General features: G+C 67.6%; 16 protein-coding genes. 5 read left to right on the top strand and 11 right to left on the bottom strand.

Annotated features, from left to right (window positions below):
- Window positions 1-616: 616 nt before the first annotated feature.
- The 6 genes from EGK76_RS05780 to EGK76_RS05755 all read right to left on the bottom strand — a co-directional run bounded on the left by EGK76_RS05780 (window position 617) and on the right by EGK76_RS05755 (window position 4,897).
- On the bottom strand, window positions 617-862 hold the full coding sequence (locus EGK76_RS05780; RefSeq protein ID WP_123831934.1) for a hypothetical protein: 246 nt from the start codon (window positions 860-862) through the stop codon (window positions 617-619).
- 13 nt (window positions 863-875) lie between these two features.
- Window positions 876-2,069, bottom strand: a complete 1,194-nt coding sequence (locus EGK76_RS05775; protein ID WP_123831933.1) for a methyl-accepting chemotaxis protein — start codon at window positions 2,067-2,069, stop codon at window positions 876-878.
- Between the two features lie 107 nt (window positions 2,070-2,176).
- Window positions 2,177-2,761 carry a high frequency lysogenization protein HflD gene (gene hflD, locus EGK76_RS05770; RefSeq protein ID WP_096298374.1) on the bottom strand — a complete coding sequence of 195 codons (585 nt, stop codon included), beginning with the start codon at window positions 2,759-2,761 and terminating at the stop codon, window positions 2,177-2,179.
- Complete coding sequence (gene mnmA, locus EGK76_RS05765) at window positions 2,761-3,882, bottom strand: tRNA 2-thiouridine(34) synthase MnmA (RefSeq protein ID WP_096298376.1); 1,122 nt, start codon at window positions 3,880-3,882, stop codon at window positions 2,761-2,763. Before mnmA ends, hflD begins: the two co-directional genes overlap by 1 nt.
- Complete coding sequence (locus tag EGK76_RS05760) at window positions 3,879-4,361, bottom strand: NUDIX hydrolase (protein WP_096298377.1); 483 nt, start codon at window positions 4,359-4,361, stop codon at window positions 3,879-3,881. The genes mnmA and EGK76_RS05760 overlap by 4 nt, the downstream gene beginning before the upstream one ends.
- Window positions 4,361-4,897 (bottom strand): hypothetical protein, encoded by a 537-nt coding sequence (locus EGK76_RS05755; RefSeq protein WP_123831932.1) that lies wholly within the window; start codon window positions 4,895-4,897, stop codon window positions 4,361-4,363. Before EGK76_RS05755 ends, EGK76_RS05760 begins: the two co-directional genes overlap by 1 nt.
- Before the next feature lie 54 nt (window positions 4,898-4,951).
- Here EGK76_RS05755 and clpS point away from each other — a divergent pair, with 54 nt between their 5' ends.
- Window positions 4,952-5,272, top strand: a complete 321-nt coding sequence (clpS, locus tag EGK76_RS05750; protein WP_123831931.1) for an ATP-dependent Clp protease adapter ClpS — start codon at window positions 4,952-4,954, stop codon at window positions 5,270-5,272.
- An 80-nt stretch (window positions 5,273-5,352) separates the two neighbouring features.
- Window positions 5,353-7,632: an ATP-dependent Clp protease ATP-binding subunit ClpA gene (gene clpA / locus EGK76_RS05745; protein WP_123831930.1), complete on the top strand. Its 2,280-nt coding sequence runs from the start codon at window positions 5,353-5,355 to the stop codon at window positions 7,630-7,632.
- A gap of 349 nt (window positions 7,633-7,981) precedes the next feature.
- On the opposite strand, the gene infA is transcribed toward clpA, so the two are convergent.
- The 4 genes from infA to trxB form a co-directional block, all read right to left on the bottom strand.
- A complete protein-coding gene (infA, locus tag EGK76_RS05740; RefSeq protein ID WP_055248081.1) occupies window positions 7,982-8,200 on the bottom strand; it encodes a translation initiation factor IF-1 in 219 nt (72 codons plus the stop codon).
- Between the two features lie 123 nt (window positions 8,201-8,323).
- Window positions 8,324-9,067 (bottom strand): leucyl/phenylalanyl-tRNA--protein transferase, encoded by a 744-nt coding sequence (aat, locus tag EGK76_RS05735; protein WP_123831929.1) that lies wholly within the window; start codon window positions 9,065-9,067, stop codon window positions 8,324-8,326.
- Window positions 9,064-10,206, bottom strand: a complete 1,143-nt coding sequence (locus EGK76_RS05730; protein WP_233580170.1) for a GNAT family N-acetyltransferase — start codon at window positions 10,204-10,206, stop codon at window positions 9,064-9,066. Before EGK76_RS05730 ends, aat begins: the two co-directional genes overlap by 4 nt.
- 200 nt (window positions 10,207-10,406) lie before the next feature.
- On the bottom strand, window positions 10,407-11,372 hold the full coding sequence (gene trxB / locus EGK76_RS05725; protein ID WP_096298387.1) for a thioredoxin-disulfide reductase: 966 nt from the start codon (window positions 11,370-11,372) through the stop codon (window positions 10,407-10,409).
- Window positions 11,373-11,526: 154 nt separating this feature from the next.
- Here trxB and EGK76_RS05720 point away from each other — a divergent pair, with 154 nt between their 5' ends.
- The 3 genes from EGK76_RS05720 (at window position 11,527) to lolA (ending at window position 15,787) form a co-directional block, all read left to right on the top strand.
- A complete protein-coding gene (locus EGK76_RS05720; protein ID WP_096298389.1) occupies window positions 11,527-12,594 on the top strand; it encodes an alanine dehydrogenase in 1,068 nt (355 codons plus the stop codon).
- A gap of 124 nt (window positions 12,595-12,718) precedes the next feature.
- Complete coding sequence (locus EGK76_RS05715) at window positions 12,719-15,022, top strand: DNA translocase FtsK (protein WP_233580200.1); 2,304 nt, start codon at window positions 12,719-12,721, stop codon at window positions 15,020-15,022.
- Window positions 15,023-15,145: 123 nt separating this feature from the next.
- Window positions 15,146-15,787: an outer membrane lipoprotein chaperone LolA gene (gene lolA / locus EGK76_RS05710; protein WP_096298393.1), complete on the top strand. Its 642-nt coding sequence runs from the start codon at window positions 15,146-15,148 to the stop codon at window positions 15,785-15,787.
- 68 nt (window positions 15,788-15,855) lie between these two features.
- Here lolA and EGK76_RS05705 read toward each other — a convergent pair whose 3' ends face one another.
- Complete coding sequence (locus EGK76_RS05705) at window positions 15,856-16,428, bottom strand: hypothetical protein (RefSeq protein WP_123831927.1); 573 nt, start codon at window positions 16,426-16,428, stop codon at window positions 15,856-15,858.
- Window positions 16,429-16,438 lie beyond the last annotated feature (10 nt).

The raw sequence follows: 16,438 nt of genomic DNA, 5'->3' as shown, positions 1-16,438 counted from the left end.
ATCGCACGCCCGCATTCCCGGCGCCGCGATGGGGCACATCTTGGACAATCAAACGGACTTGAACGCTCGCGTGGTCGCCCCCGCTGCACGGATCCGCCGCGCGCTGCCCAGCGCGGCGCGGCGGGCGTAAGGCTGCGTCTCAGCCCCGCAGAACCCGCCGGCATCGGCATGCGCGTCGTGGACAGGGGGGCGTGTTGCACAGCGCGCCGCGCCTGTATGGCGAGCGTCGGCGTCGTTGCGTAACCGACGCAGGCCGTCGGAAACGGCGAGCGGGGTCCCGCCCAGAAAGCGCGGCCGGGTCGGCAAGCGCCCTGCTGCGACGGACAAGTCCCGATCCTCCGTGGGCGATGCACCGTCATCGAGGCAGGAACTGGGCACGAGCGGCGACGAGGCGGCCGCGCCTTCCTGGCCCGTTGGCTGAGTCCTGCCCGGTTCTCCCGGATGTGCGGCGGTCATGTGGCGCGCGCACCCCACGACCCGATCGGTCGAGCGCAGGCGCATCAATGCACTGCGGAGGTCTGCCAGAACGTATATGCGCGCAACTGCTGTCGCGGTGCAGGGACCTGATCGACCATCGCCCGCGTGCATCCCCGCGTGCGACTACGTACTCCGCCGCTCAGAACCCGGCGGCGAGATCCCAGGCAATCACCGACTCGACCGGGTCGAGTGCGGACGCGTGATGCCCGTCCGGCGCTGCCGGGCCGAGCAGCGTCTGCAGTTCCTGGCGGCCCGCGAGTTCCAGCTGCTCGAGCAGGTCGCCGCCTATCCGCTGCACGTTATCGGGCCCGGACGGCGGCAACGCGCATGCCCCGGACAGGGCCGGGGCGTGCGGGTCGATCCAGCCGGGGCTCGGAAGGTCCAAGTTCGGGCTTCGGTCAGAACAGCTCGACCGTACCGGCACCCAGCGAATCCTGAGTCACCGGCTTGTGCGGCGGTCGCTCCCAGGTCGTGCGCAGTTCGCGCAGGCGCTGTCCGATCCGCTGCAGGGCCTTGGTGAGCTCCTCGTCGAAGACGCCGCCGTTACGGCGCAGCAGGTCCTGCAGCTCGATGGCCTCGCGGTTGATCGCGTTGAGGCGTTCGAGGTGGGTGTGCACGCCGCCCAGCGCCTGCGTGGCGATGTCCTCGAACTGCAGTGCGCGTACGGCCTCGCTGACGCTCGCGTCGATCGCGCGACCGCACTCGGAGATCTCGCGCATGCCGTCGCCGAGCGAGCGGTTGATGGTGGCGACCTGTTCCAGCATGCCGGCTGCTTCGGTCCTAGCTTCGCGTGAGCGGTCGAGGTCGCGCGAGGCCATGCCCGATACCGTGTCACGGACCTTGGCGATCGATTCCTTCGAGGAATGCGCCAGCTTGCGGATCTGCTCGTTGAACGCAGTGGAGCGTTCGGACAGGTTGCGGACCTCATCGGCGACCACGGCGAAGCCGCGACCCGCCTCGCCTGCGCGCGCCGCTTCGATCGCCGCGTTGAGGGCCAGCAGGTTGGTCTGGTCGGCGATCGACTTCACGTCCTCGAGCAGGGCGAAGATGCCGTCCAGATGTCCGGCCATCTCGTCGATGTGGGTAACGGTCACGCCGCTCTGGCCGCTGACCTGCTCCAGCGCCTCGACCAGCTGCTCCATGCGCTGGCTGGCGTGCTGGGCAAAGCGCGCGACGTCCGCCCCGCCCATGCCGTCCTGGTCACCGGCTCGGTCGAGCAGCCGGCTCATCGCCTGGGCCTGCTGGCGCGACTTGCGGTTCATCGCATCGAAGCTGCTGCCAAGGCCGCTGACCGCTTGGCGGATCAGCTCGCGGGCGCGTTCGACCTCCACGCGGGAGCCCTCGATTTCCGCGCCGACGAACTGGCGCAGTTCACCGAGCAGGTCGTCCTGCTCCTTCATCGCGCGGGAGTGCTCGGCAGTCGGGCGGGCGTCACGGAGCGCCAGCCAGCCGGCGGTCACCAGCCAGCTGGCGGTCAGGGTGATCAGGACCGCCCAGCGCACCGGCGCCGCCCAATCGAGGACGAACGCAAGCGGCAGCAGCAGGGTCAGGGCTAGGGGCGCGGCGAGGCGGATCAGGATGCGTGCGTACATGGGCGGTCTCAGGGGGTTCCTACATCCCCGGTATCGGCACCCATGTGCGCGGCTTTAGCTTGGTCAGCGAGATCGCGCGCCCTTGGTGATGTATCCGCGTCGCGGCTTCAGATCGCCGCGAGCATCTGCTGACGGCGCAGCAGGAAGTCCCACAGGCTGCCGCCCATCTGCCTCCAGAGGACTGCGGAGCGCAACGAGGCCAGCAGCACCGCCCGGATCTCGGCGACGACATTGGCTTGCCCCAGGTAATGCGGGTTGCCCTGGACCATCACTTTCGGGCGCAGGTGGCTGACGGTGTCGGCATACAGCGCGCCGAGCGCGGCCAGCACCTCGGGGTGCGTGTGCCCCAGTTGCTCGGCCTTGGGCTTGATCTCGAGAATGCCGTGATGGACCTCGCCGCTGACCGTCGCGTCCTGCATGAAGCGGCGTTCGAGCTGCACCACCGCCAGGCCGAGCTTGGGCAGCACCGGATCGCTGCCCTGGTTGCTGAAATAGTCGCGCAGCAGTACCAGGCCCGGCACCACCGCATCGCGGCCGCCATAGACGGCTTCAGGCGATTCGGCATCGATGCGGAACACGCTGTCGAGCGCGGTCGAAAGCACCGCGGCGTCGGCCTGGCCGGTTTCGGCGATGCGCCGGACCTGCTTGAGCGCCTGGGCCATGCCGGCGAGCGCAAGCACACGTTGTTCCATCATGCCGCCACCTCGCGGGCGCGCAGTTCCAGCGGCGCGTCGGTACGCGCGATGATCGCGCCGCCCAGGCACACGTCGCCGTCATAGAGCACCACGGACTGGCCGGGTGTAACCGCGCGTTGAGGGCGGTCGAACCGCACGTCGAGCCGGCCGGTGTTCTCGTCGATGGTCACTTCGCAGGATTCCTCGTGTTGCCGGTAGCGGGTCTGGGCGGTGCAGCGGAAACGCTGCGCCGGCGGATCGCCACCGATCCAGTGTGCGGGTTCGCTGGTCAGGTGCGACGACAGCAGGTACGGCGTGTCGGCGCCCTGGGCGACGTAGAGCACATTGTCGCCCACATCCTTGCCGACGACGTACCAGGGCGCCGCCTCGAAGCCGCGAACGCCGCCGATCTGCAGGCCTTCGCGCTGGCCAAGGGTGAAATAGAACACGCCCGGATGCGTGCCCACCGTGCGGCCGTCGGGTGTGCGCATCTCGCCTTCGCGGGCCGGCAGGTACTGGCCAAGAAACGTACGGAAATCGCGTTCGCCGATGAAGCAGATACCGGTCGAGTCCTTCTTCTCCGCCGTCGGCAGGCCTGCCGCACGGGCGAGGGCACGCACGTCGGTCTTGGGCAGTCCCCCGAGCGGGAACAGGGTCGCCGCGAGCTGCCGCTGGCCGAGCTGGTGCAGGAAGTAGCTCTGGTCCTTGTTGCGATCGAGCGCTCTCAGCAACCGCCAGCGGCCTCCCTCGTGGTCGACGCGCGCGTAATGGCCGGTCGCGATCCGCGCCGCGCCCAGCGCATGCGCCGCATCCAGGAAGTGCTTGAACTTGATCTCGCGGTTGCACAGCACGTCGGGATTGGGCGTGCGGCCGGCGGCATATTCGGCGATGAAATGCTCGAACACGCCGCCCCAGTACTCGCCGGAGAAATCACGGAAATGGATCGGAATGCCCAGACGACCCGACACCGCGACCGCATCGCGACGGTCCGCCTCGGCCCGGCATTCGCCACTGCCGTCGTCGGCCCAGTTCTGCATGAACAGCCCGGCGAGCGGCGTGCCGGCGTCGCGCAGCAGCAACGCCGCCACCGACGAGTCCACGCCGCCGGACATGCCGACGATGATGTCGGGTGTGCTCATGTGATGTGGCGGACCAGCGACAGCGGATGGCGCTGGCCACCGAGACAGTCCGCCACCGCCTGCCAGACCAGCGGGCTGCGGTGCCGGTGACGCTCGGCCTGCAGCGCGGCCGGCGTGAACCAGGTTGCCTTCTCGATGCCCTCGTCGAGCGTGCGTGCCGGATCGTGCGCGAGCGGACGCGCGGCGAAGGCGAAACGCAGGAAGTGCCGGCCCTCCGGTTCACCAGGACGCGGAGCGGACGTCCACAGATAACTGCCGACGAAAGCGGTCAGTTCCACAGTCCAGCCCGACTCTTCGAGCGTCTCGCGCACCGCGGCCTCGAGCAGGGATTCGCCCGGCTCCAGGTGGCCGGCCGGCTGGTTGATGACCAGGCGCCCGTCCACGCGCTCCTCGACGCAAAGCACGCGGCCGCCATCCATGACCACGGTGGCGACCGTGACATCGGGTTGCCAGAAACGCGGATCGGCGGACACTGCCATCACATCGCGTCCCCGCCGGTGAGCTGCAGTTCCATATCGTCGGCGAGCTGCGCCGCGATCTCCAGCGCCTGCTCGATCCGGGTGCCGTCTGCATCGTCGTGCAGCTTGATGACGTAGAACAGCGTCTCGCCCGCGATCTCCCAACCCCCGAGGATGTTGCGCTGGCTTTCGCGCAGCAGCATGTCCGCCTGGCTGGCGCTGAAGCCGCCAGGCGGAACCGGCGCGGCCGGCGAGAACACCTCGCGCACCGACGTGTCGCCGAGCGCGTGGGCGCTGCCGCTGACGAAGGCGATCTGCGAGCGGTCCTCCTGCTGCCAGGCGAACACGACCCGGAAATCTCCGTCCTCGTCGCGCTCGTAGCGCACGCCCTGTGCATCGAGTCGCTGGGCCAAGGTGTCACCTGGCGCTGCGGGCGGCGTTTCGGCAGCGGCCAGCGGCGACAGGGCCAGCAGGCAGGCGAGCGAGGCCGGGCGGGAGGCCCGCAACAGGCGGCTGGGATGCATCGAGGCACCGGTATCGGGGGGAGTGCCGGCCATTCTGACGGTCGGGGTCCGGGGCGTCCATCGCCGCCCCGGCGGTATAATCGGCGCATGAGTCGCAGACCCGAACACGAAGAAGCGCACGGCACGGCCGTCGCCGCAAGTCGCCCCGATGTGGCGCCGCCGCCGCTCTATTCAGTGCTGCTGCTTAACGACGACTACACGCCGATGGACTTCGTTGTCGAGATCCTGGTGCGGTTCTTCGCCCTGGATCTCGAGCGGGCGACCCAGGTGATGCTGCATGTCCACACGCGCGGCCGCGGCGTCTGCGGTGTGTACAGCCGCGAGGTGGCCGAGTCCAAGGTCGCCCAGGTGAACGAATACGCGCGCCTCAATCTTCATCCCTTGCTCTGCACAATGGAAAAGGCCTAATAAGGCCTACGGGGGGCAGGGTTTGATTGCCGGATTCGGGCCCCATCTAGGGTGTCAGTGAAGCCGGAGGCGTCCGCCCCATGTTCAGCAAAGATCTCGAATTCACCATCGGCCAGTGCTACAAGCGCGCCCGCGAGGCCCGCGACGAGTACATGACGGTCGAACACCTGTTGCTGGCGCTGCTCGAGAACCCGTCCGCGGAGGCCGTGCTCAAGGCCACCGGCGCCGATTTCGAGCGCCTGCGCAGCGACCTGGAACAGGCCATCCTGACGTCGGTCACCAAGCTGGCCGAGGACGACACGCGCGACACCCAGCCCACGCTGGGGTTCCAGCGAGTGCTCCAGCGGGCTGTCTACCACGTGCAGTCCTCGGGCAAGAAGGAAGTCAGCGGCGCGAACGTGCTGGTGGCGATCTTCGGCGAGAAGGACTCGCACGCGGTCTACTACCTCAACCAGCAGGACGTCACCCGTCTGGATGTCGTCAACTACCTCTCGCACGGCATCGCCAAGACCGGCGGCGACGAGCCGGAGGGCACCCCTGACGACGCCGCCCAGGGACGCGACTCCGACGGCGAGGGCAAGGGCGATGCGCTGGCCGAGTTCGCGAGCGATCTCAACGCCGCCGCGCGCGAGGGCCGCATCGATCCGCTGGTCGGCCGCGCCGAGGAAGTCGAGCGGACGATCCAGGTCCTGTGCCGCCGCCGCAAGAACAATCCGCTCTATGTCGGCGAGGCGGGCGTGGGCAAGACCGCGATTGCCGAGGGGCTGGCCAAGCGCATCGTCGATGGCGAGGTGCCCGAGGTGCTCAGCGAGGCGACGATCTACGCGCTCGATCTGGGCGCGCTGGTCGCGGGGACCAAGTACCGCGGTGATTTCGAGAAGCGCCTCAAGGCGGTACTCGCGGCGATCAAGAAACATCCCGGCGCGATCCTGTTCATCGACGAGATCCACACCATCATCGGTGCCGGTTCGGCGTCGGGCGGCACCATGGACGCGTCCAATCTGATCAAGCCGGCACTGTCGGCGGGCGAGCTGCGCTGCATCGGCTCGACGACGTTCCAGGAATACCGCGGCATCTTCGAGAAGGATCGCGCGCTCGCGCGGCGTTTCCAGAAGATCGACATCGTCGAGCCGACCGTCAGCGAGACCTTCCAGATCCTGCAGGGACTCAAGCCCCGCTACGAGGCGCATCACGACGTGACCTACGCCGACGAGGCGCTGCAGGCTGCGGTCGACCTGTCGGTCAAGCACATTGCCGACCGGTTGCTGCCGGACAAGGCCATCGACGTCATCGACGAGGCGGGGGCGCGTCAGCGCCTGCTGCCGGAGGGCGTGCGCAAGGCGTTGATCGACGTCGAGGAAGTCGAGACGATCGTCGCGAAGATGGCGCGCATTCCCGCCAAGCAGGTCAGCGCCACCGACAAGGACGTGCTCGAGCATCTCGAGCGCAACCTCAAGATGGTGATCTTCGGCCAGGATCCTGCGATCGAACTGATGACCTCGGCCATCAAGCTCGCACGCTCCGGTCTGGGCAGTCCCGACAAGCCGATCGGCAACTTCCTCTTCGCCGGCCCCACCGGCGTCGGCAAGACCGAGGTCACACGCCAGCTCGCCCTGCAGCTGGGCATCGAACTGGTGCGCTTCGACATGTCCGAGTACATGGAAGCGCATTCGGTCAGCCGGCTGATCGGCGCGCCTCCCGGCTACGTCGGCTTCGACCAGGGCGGTCTGCTGACCGAGAAGATCGTCAAGACGCCGCACTGCGTGCTGCTGCTCGACGAGGTCGAAAAGGCGCATCCGGACATCTTCAACATCCTGCTGCAGGTGATGGACCGCGGCGTGCTCACCGACACCAACGGGCGCGAGGCGAACTTCCGCAACGTGATCCTGGTGATGACGACCAATGCCGGCGCCACCCAGGCGTCGCGGCGGTCGATCGGTTTCATGCAGCAGGACCACAGCAGCGATGCGATGGAAGTGATCCGCAAGAGCTTCTCGCCGGAATTCCGCAACCGTCTCGATGCGGTGGTGCAGTTCCAGTCGCTGGGCTTCGACCACATCCTGCGCGTCGTCGACAAGTTCATGATCGAACTGGAGTCGCAGCTACACGACAAGAATGTCTCGGTCTCGGCGACGCCGGCCGCGCGCGACTGGCTGGCCCAGCACGGCTTCGACCCGCAGATGGGTGCCCGTCCGATGGCCCGCGTGATCCAGGACAAGATCAAGCGCCGGCTGGCCGACGAGCTGCTGTTCGGCAAGCTGGCGGGGGGCGGCCGGGTCGCGATCGACGTCAAGGACGGCGAGCTGACCGTCGAGACCTGGGCCGAACCCGAGCGTCTTCTGACCGTGGCCGTGGACTGAGCGTGCTGACGCAGTGTCACCCGGAAGGCGCCTGCGGGCGCCTTCTTCTTGCCTGCGGACGATCGTAGCCGGCTCAGGACGTGTCGTGACGCTGCGGGCGGCCACGACTCATAGCATCCACGCATCCACCAGCATCGGCAGGGTGCGATCGTCAGCGATGAGCGGATCCGCCCGGGCATTGACAGCGCCATCGCCAGTGCCAAGGAAGGGCAGCGCGACATGCTCTCCCGTGAGCAATCACAAGGCGCGTGCCGCATGACGCTCAGGACACCTGTGCCGCGCGCTGCGGCCACCCAAACGAAAGAAGGCAGCCAAGGCTGCCTTCCAACACGCATCGCAATGCCTGCGCTTACTTCATGCGGTAAGTGATGCGGCCTTTGGTGAGATCGTAGGGCGTCATCTCGACCTTGACCCGGTCGCCGGTCAGGATCCGAATGTAGTTCTTGCGCATGCGGCCGGAGATGTGCGCAATGATTTCGTGGCCGTTCTCGAGCTTCACCCGGAACATGGTGTTCGGGAGGGTCTCGGAGACCGCGCCTTCGAACTCGATGACGTCATCTTTCGCCATTCGTCTGGAATATCCGTTGTTGAGGGATGCGGCGGGCGGCCAGGTCACGACCGGGCTCTCGCCAGCAAAGCGAGGTATTCTCGCACGCGGCGGCAGACGATGCAAAAGATCCTGCGGCTCGGATCAGTCGGGTTCAGCCAGCCGGGCTGCTTCGAGCCGGCCGAACGCTCCGTGCCAACTCCCTTCGACTGCGGCGGGGCGCGTGACCAGTGCAGCAAGCGCCGCGACGAAGCGTTCGCGCGGCCAGGATGTCGCCCCCAGCATCTGCAGATGCGGGTTGTCGAGCTGAGCGTCGATCAACGGCATCTCCCAGCGGCGCATCTGCCGGGCCAGCCCCATCAGCGCCGCCTTGGAACCGCCGGATCGCGCGCTGAACATGCTTTCGCCGAAGAACATCCGGCCGATCGCCACTCCGTAGATGCCGCCGACCAGCTCGTCGCCGTCGAATACCTCGACACTGTGGGCGAGGCCTGCCGCATGCAGTCGCACATAGGCATCCTGCATCGCCCGGGTGATCCAGGTGCCGTCCTGACCGGGTCGCGGTGCGTTCGCGCATGCGGCCACGACGTGCTCGAAGGCGCTGTCGGCGCGCAGGGCCCAGCCGCTGTTGCGCAGTGCGCGTGCCAGCCGGCGGTTGGGCCGCAGCGTCGCGGTTTCGAATACGGTGCGCGGATCAGGCGACCACCAGAGGATCGGCTGGCCTTCGGAGAACCACGGAAAGATGCCGTGGCGGTAGGCATTGCACAGGCGTGTCACCGACAGATCGCCGCCGAACGCCAGCAGCCCATCGGGCCGCTGCAGCGCAGTCCCGACCGCCGGAAACGGTGCCTCCGGATCCAGCCCGAGGCGGGGCAGATGCTGACTCACGGTCGAGCGCCGCGGAACGGGCTGGCGGCGGCCAGCGTCGCTGCGTGCGCGCGGACGGCCTCGGCCTCCTGACCGCACCAGTTGCGCAGCGCCTCGCGGAACGCTGGATCGGCGACCCAGTGCCGGCTGTGCACCAGCGTGGGCAGGAATCCGCGCGCAAGCTTGTGTTCGCCCTGCGCGCCGGGTTCGAAGCGGCGCAGGCCCATCCGCAGACAGTAGTCGATGCCCTGGTAGTAGCAGGTTTCGAAGTGCAGGCCGGGCAGGGTGGCGATCGCGCCCCAGTAGCGGCCGTAGAGCGTGTCGGCACCGCGCAGACACAATGCACCGGCGATGGGCGTGTCGCCCAGATCGGCCAGAACCAGCACCAGCTGGCGCGGCATCGTCGCGGCGAGGTGGCGCAGGAAATCGAGCGTCAGCGCGGGCGAGTTGCCGTACTCGGCGAAGGTCTGCAGGTAGAAGCGGTACATCGTCGCGAGCTCGTCATCACTGGCTTCGTCGCCGTGCAGCACCCGGAAGGTCACGCCGGCGCGCGCGACCTTGGCCCGCTCCTGGCGGATGTTCTTGCGATGCTTGTGGTCCATCGCGCCGAGATAGTCGTCGAAGGTCGACCAGTCGCCCGGGTTGCGCCAGTGGTACTGCACGTCGATGCGGGCGAGCCAGTCCGCGTCGAAGGCGTCACCCTCGGCTGACGCGTGGAAGTTCACGTGGGCCGATGACCAACCGGCTGCGCGCGCCAGCGCCTGCAATGCGTCCGCCAGTGCCCGACGGTCATGCGTGTTGCTCGCGAGCAGGCGCGGGCCGGTGACCGGCGAATAGGGCACCGCGCACAGAAGCTTGGGGAAATAGTCCCGCCCGTACTGCGCGTAGGCGCGTGCCCAGGCATGGTCGAACACGAACTCGCCGTGGGAATTGGTCTTCGCGTACGCGGGCGCCGCCGCAACGAGCGTTCCATCGCGCCAGAGCGTCAGGTGCCTGGGCGTCCAGCCCCAGTCCTCGCGCAGGCACCCGTGAAGTTCCAGGCCGCTCAGGAATGCGTGGGCGACAAAGGGGTTGGCGCCATCGTGCAAGGCATCCCAGTCGCCCGCGGCAACGCCGGTCAGCGACGTTAATACCCGGATTTCGCCTGCGGCCTGCGTCACGGCCGAAGCTCTAGGGCCTGGATCATCCGAGGCGCCTCGAAGTGGGCCTGGCCGGCGCAAGGCGTGAGCAGCGATGCGGACGGCGGCGGAGCGATCCCGCCCGCCGAAGCCGCCATGTGAGCGGCGGCAACACCCGCCAGCTCACGGGGAAGAAGCCCTGCCGTAGCTCGTTGTCCATGCGCGTCGTCGACGCCGCCGGCTCAGCTCTGCTGGTCGAGGAAGCGTTCGGCGTCGAGCGCGGCCATGCAGCCGAACCCGGCCGAGGTGATCGCCTGCCGGTAGTGCTGGTCGGTCACGTCGCCGGCGGCGAACACGCCGGGCACGTTGGTCGCGGTCGCGTTGCCGTCGATGCCCGAGCGGATCTCGAGGTAGCCGTTGTTCATCGCCAGCTGGCCTTCGAACAGCGTGGTGTTGGGTGTATGGCCGATCGCGACGAAGAAACCGTGGACCGCGATCTCGCGTGTGCTGCCGTCCTGCACCGACTTCAGGCGCAGGCCGGTCACGCCGGCCTCGTTACCGAGCACTTCATCGACGGTGTGGTGCCAGACGGGGACGATCTTGCCGGCCTGGATCTTCGCGTTGAGCTTGTCCTGCATGATCTTCTCGGCGCGCAGCGTGTCGCGGCGATGGACCAGGTAGACGGTCCGCGCGATGTTCGACAGGTACAGCGCTTCCTCGACCGCGGTATTGCCGCCGCCAACCACGGCCACGTCCTGGTCCTTGTAGAAGAAGCCGTCACAGGTGGCGCACGCGGAGACGCCGCGACCCTTGTACGCCTCTTCCGACGGCAGGCCGAGGTACTTGGCGGTCGCACCGGTGGCGATGATGAGCGCGTCGGCGGTGTACTCGCCGCTGTCGCCCTTGAGGCGGAACGGGCGCTGCGACAGGTCGGCGGTGTGGATATGGTCGAAAATGGTCTCGGTATCGAAGCGCTCGGCATGCGCCTGCATGCGCGCCATCAGATCCGGACCCATCAGGCCGTGGGGGTCGCCCGGCCAGTTGTCGACCTCGGTGGTGGTCATCAGCTGCCCCCCCATCTGCATGCCGGTGATGACGACCGGCTTGAGGTTGGCACGGGCCGCATAGACGGCCGCGGTCCATCCGGCAGGACCCGATCCGAGGATCAGCAGACGGATGTGGCGGGGGCTGGTGCTGGAGACGCTCATGTATACTCGCGGGCTTGCGGCACTGCGGCCTGACGTGAGCCATAGCTTGGCGGTGCGCCCCCCGCAAAACAAGGTTCGGCCGTGTCAGCGGACCGGAACAATCCATTCGCGACACGCCGCCCCAAGCGGCGTTTTTTGTGCAGGAGTCGGCGACATGCGTATCGGGATTCCCAGTGAGACCAAGACCCTCGAAGGCCGCGTGGCCCTGGTACCTGCCGCGGCGGGCGATCTGGTCAACCGTGGTCACGAAGTGTGGGTGCAGCAGGGCGCAGGCCTGAAGTCCGGCTTCGCCGATGATGCCTACACCCGGCTGGGCGTGAAGATCGCGCCTGATGCCGCCGCGCTGTACGAAAAGGGCCAGTTGATCGTCAAGGTCAAGGAGCCGATCGAAGGCGACCTCGCCCTGCTGCGCCCTGACCACCTGCTGTTCTGCTACCTGCATCTGGCCCCGCTGCCGGAGCTGACCAGGCGTCTGCTCGACATCGGCCTGACCGGCGTTGCCTTCGAGACCGTGGAGCTCGACAACGGCGACCTGCCGCTACTGGCGCCGATGTCGGTGATCGCCGGCAAGATCGCCGTCCAGGTCGGCACGCATTACCTGCACCAGCCGCTCGGCGGCAAGGGCAAGCTGCTTGGCGGCCTGCCGTCGACCGAGCGCGGCAAGGTCGTGGTGTTCGGCGCAGGCGTGGCAGGCGGTGCCTCGGCGGCACTGGCCGCGGCCGGCGGTTCCAACGTCGTGGTGTTCGAGAAGCGCGCCGACCGCATGGACCAGATGATGCGCCTGGGCAACAACGTGACCGCCCTGTATCCGTATGACGAAGTGGTCGCGCGCGAGGTTGCATCGGCCGATCTGATCATCGGCGCGGTGCTGGTGACCGGTGCGGTCGCGCCGCATGTGGTGACCCGCGAGATGATGAAGTCGATGGAGAACGGCAGCGTGCTCGTCGACATCTCGATCGACCAGGGCGGCTGCTTCGAAAGTTCGCGCGCAACGACCTGGAAGGAGCCCACCTACGTCGAGGAGGGCCTCACCCACTTCTGCGTGACCAACATGCCCGGCGCCGTGCCGCAGACTTCGTCGCAGGCGATCTGCGCGGCGATCCTGCCGTGGGTCAACAAGCTGGCCTCGGGCCAGTGGCGCGACAACCAGGCATTGGTCCGGGGTATCAACGTCGAAGGCGGCAAGCTGGTACACCCTGCGCTGCAGGGCATGAAACTTTGACGTAAGATCAAAGGCCTGTACCGACTTTCTCAGGTAAAGACGCACGGTGGCACTCCCGCTTTCAGACCGCGCCAAGCGCCCGCGCCGCGCCGCCCAGGAGTCCGCTCCCGCGGCATCGGCCCATGTGGCGCCCAATCCGCGCCGGCAGCGCCTGGTCCGGGACATTGCGCTGATCCTGATCGCGCCATTGCTGCTGTATCTGCTGGCGTGCCTGGTCACCTACTCGCACACCGATCCGGGCTGGACCAACGCCGGCAACGTCAGCGTGCCGCTGAACAATGTCGGTGGGCCGGTCGGCGCATGGATCGCGGACGTGCTGCTGCACCTGTGCGGCTACGTTGCCTTCCTCTTGCCGCTGATCCTCGGCGCGGTCGCATGGATCGCATTGTTCGGCCTGGAGCGCGACCGCGAAGGCGTCGCCGATTTCGGGCCGGCGCTGCGGCTGGTGGGCATCGTGGGTTTTCTGGTCTCGGCGACCGGCCTGCTGTATCTGCGGCTGCCGGCGGTGGAGAACCTCTCGGCCGGTGGCGGCGGCATCCTCGGGCGGCTGGTCGGCAACTCGCTGTTCGGTGCGATCGGGCCGGTCGGCGGCAATCTGTTCCTGCTCGCGCTGTTTCTGGTGTCGGTCACGCTGGCGACCGGGCTGTCGTGGTTTGCCCTGATGGATCGCCTCGGCGGCTGGGCCCTGAAGCTGCCTGAGCTGTTCCGCCGCAGCAGCAAGCAGGCCACCGAGTGGAAGGAAGCGCGCGTCCATCGCGAGGAGCGCACCGAGGCGCGCAAGGTCGACAGCGAACTGCGGGCCAAACGCGCACCGGTCAGGATCGAGCCGCCCGCCACGCCGCCAGTGGTCGAGAAGAGCGAACGCGCCAAGCGCGAGCAGCAGATCCCGATGTTCCATGGCGTGGGCGCCAACGGTTCGGACCTGCCGCCGCTGTCGCTGCTCGATGATCCCAAGCCGCAGCCCAACGGCTACGACGAGGAGACGCTGGAAACCCTGTCGCGGCAGATCGAGTTCAAGCTCAAGGACTTCCGCATCGACGTGGAAGTCAAGGAAGCACAGCCCGGTCCCGTGATCACGCGCTTCGAGATGGAGCCCGCGCCCGGGGTCAAGGTCAGCCAGATCAGCTCGCTCGACAAGGACATCGCGCGCGGCCTGTCGGTCAAGGCGGTGCGCGTGGTCGACGTGATTCCGGGCAAGTCGGTGATCGGCCTGGAAATCCCGAACGTGCGCCGGGAGATGATCTATCTCTCCGAGCTGCTGCGCTCCAGGGAATACGACAAGTCGGCCAGTCCGCTCACCCTGGCGCTCGGCAAGGGCATCGGCGGACAGTCGGTCGTGGCCGATCTCGCGCGCATGCCGCATCTGCTGGTCGCTGGTACCACGGGCTCGGGCAAGTCGGTGGCGGTCAACGCGATGGTGCTGAGCCTGCTGTTCAAGGCCTCGCCGAAAGACCTGCGCATGCTGATGATCGACCCGAAGATGCTCGAGCTCAGCGTCTACGAGGGGATCCCGCACCTGCTGGCGCCGGTGGTCACCGACATGAAGGAGGCCGCGAACGGCCTGCGCTGGTGCGTGGCGGAAATGGAGCGCCGCTACAAGCTGATGAGCGCGGTGGGCGTGCGCAACCTGGCCGGTTTCAACAAGAAGGTCAGGGACGCTCAGGAGGCAGGGCAGCCCATGTCCGATCCGCTGTTCCGGCCGAACCCGGAATCGAGCGACGTCGCCGAACTGCTCGAGCCGCTGCCCTACATCGTCATCTTCATCGACGAATTCGCCGACATGATGATGATCGTCGGCAAGAAGGTCGAAGAACTGATCGCGCGCCTGGCGCAGAAGGCGCGCGCGGCCGGCATCCATCTGATCCTGGCCACCCAGCGCCCCTCGGTCGACGTCATCACCGGCCTGATCAAGGCCAACATCCCCACCCGCATCGCCTTCCAGGTCAGCTCCAAGATCGACTCGCGCACCATCCTCGACCAGTCGGGTGCGGAAACGCTGCTCGGCCACGGCGACATGCTCTACCTGCCGCCGGGCACCGCGCTGCCCGAGCGCGTGCACGGGGCATTCGTCTCCGACGAGGAAGTGCACCGCGTCGTCGAACACCTCAAGCAGAGCGGCAAGGCCGAGTACATCGAAGGCGTGCTCGACGAAGTGCAGACCATGGGCGACGGGACCGTGGTCGGTGCGACCGGCCTGCCGGAAAGCGGCGGCGGTGGTGGCGACGAGAGCGATCCGCTGTACGACGAGGCGGTCAAGATCGTCACCGAAACGCGCCGCGCATCGATCTCCGGCGTGCAGCGCCGGCTCAAGATCGGCTACAACCGCGCTGCGCGTCTGGTCGAGGCGATGGAAGCGGCGGGTGTGGTGACGCCGCCCGAGCACAATGGCGACCGCAGCGTGCTCGCGCCGCCGCCACCGCCGCGCTGAATCTCGGGCCCGCGGTGAATCGGTGCTGGACGGAACCGGCGCCGGGCTCCGTTGTCGTTGCCGCATTCAGGTGCTGATTCGCACACTCCGGTCCTACGTCCCAAGTACTTCGAGGCCCTTGCCATGCGCACGATGCTCCGCCACTCCCGCTGGTTCGTCGCGACCGCCGTGCTCACGGTCGCCGGCCTCGCCCAGGCCGCCGATGCGCGTCCGCAGCTCGATCAGTTCACCCGTGGGCTCAAGGGCCTGGAAGCGCAGTTCACCCAGCAGGTGGCCGATGGCAATGGCCGGACCAAGGAAAGCTCCAGCGGCTCGCTGGCCCTGTCGGCGCCGCGGCTGTTCCGCTGGGAATACGTGAAGCCGTATCCGCAGCTGATCGTCGCCGACGGACGGACCGTCTGGGTGTATGACCCCGACCTGCAGCAGGTCACGCGCCGCCCGCAGGGCAGCCAGGAACAGGACAGCCCGCTGGCTGCACTGATCGACCCGTCCCGGATCGACCGCGATTTCGTCGTGACCGAGGCCGGCACATCTGGTGGCCTGGACTGGCTCGAGCTGCGGCCCAAGCGCAGCGACAATGCCGCATTCGAACGCGCACGCATCGGCTTCGGCGGCGACGGCACGCCGACCCGGATGGAAATCCACGACACCCTCGGCCAGCGCACGACCATCGGCTTCAGCGGGTGGAAGCGCAATCCGACGTTCGCGGCGGACACCTTCCGCTACACGCCTGCCGCGGGCGTGGATGTGGTCGGCGAGGAATAACCACGCGCGCCCGCACACTACGAGCTGCATGCAAACGAGCGGCCACCTTCGGGTGGCCGTTTCTGTTTCTACCGTGGCAGGCAACGATTGCCGAAGCGCCTATCGATCCGTGTCGCCCACCTGACGGATCGGTGTGAATGCGGGCAGCACCAGTCGATAGTCGTAAGGCGCTCAGGCTGACGGCCACTGGGGCGCGCGCGGTTGATGGTCACCACGCCGCACGCGTCGACCTCCGGGCAGGCCCAGAACTGTCCGCGCTCGGCGGCGATGTCAATCGTGACGGGATCCAGATCATGGAGATACGCCGTCATCGGGTTTTTGCCGCCCGTGACTGCCGCGCGCAGTGCCGCATGCTCACGCACCGGAATTTCCAGTGCGAGCAGCACAGGTCCGGTCCTGCTCCAATGCTCGACCAGATCGCTGGCGAGCAACGGAACCTCGCGGGTGCCATGCATCTCGCCAAGGACCACGAGCCGGTGCTCGCCCGATTCGCGTAACAGTGTCTCCACCGCATCGCGGCGCCAATCCGCGGCCGCCGTCATCGATACGGCGAAAAGCAGCAGGCTGCCCGCCAGCTGCGCCAGCTGCGCCAGACGACGGCTTGTGGTTGTGATCACGTCCGCTTGCCGCAATATCGCCATGTCCGCATTC

This window comes from Luteimonas sp. 100069 (genome assembly GCF_003813845.1).
GTDB classification, from domain to species: Bacteria; Pseudomonadota; Gammaproteobacteria; order Xanthomonadales; family Xanthomonadaceae; genus Luteimonas; species Luteimonas chenhongjianii.
Note: the sequence above shows the minus strand (reverse complement) of the source record. Positions and strands in the feature narration are given on the sequence as shown.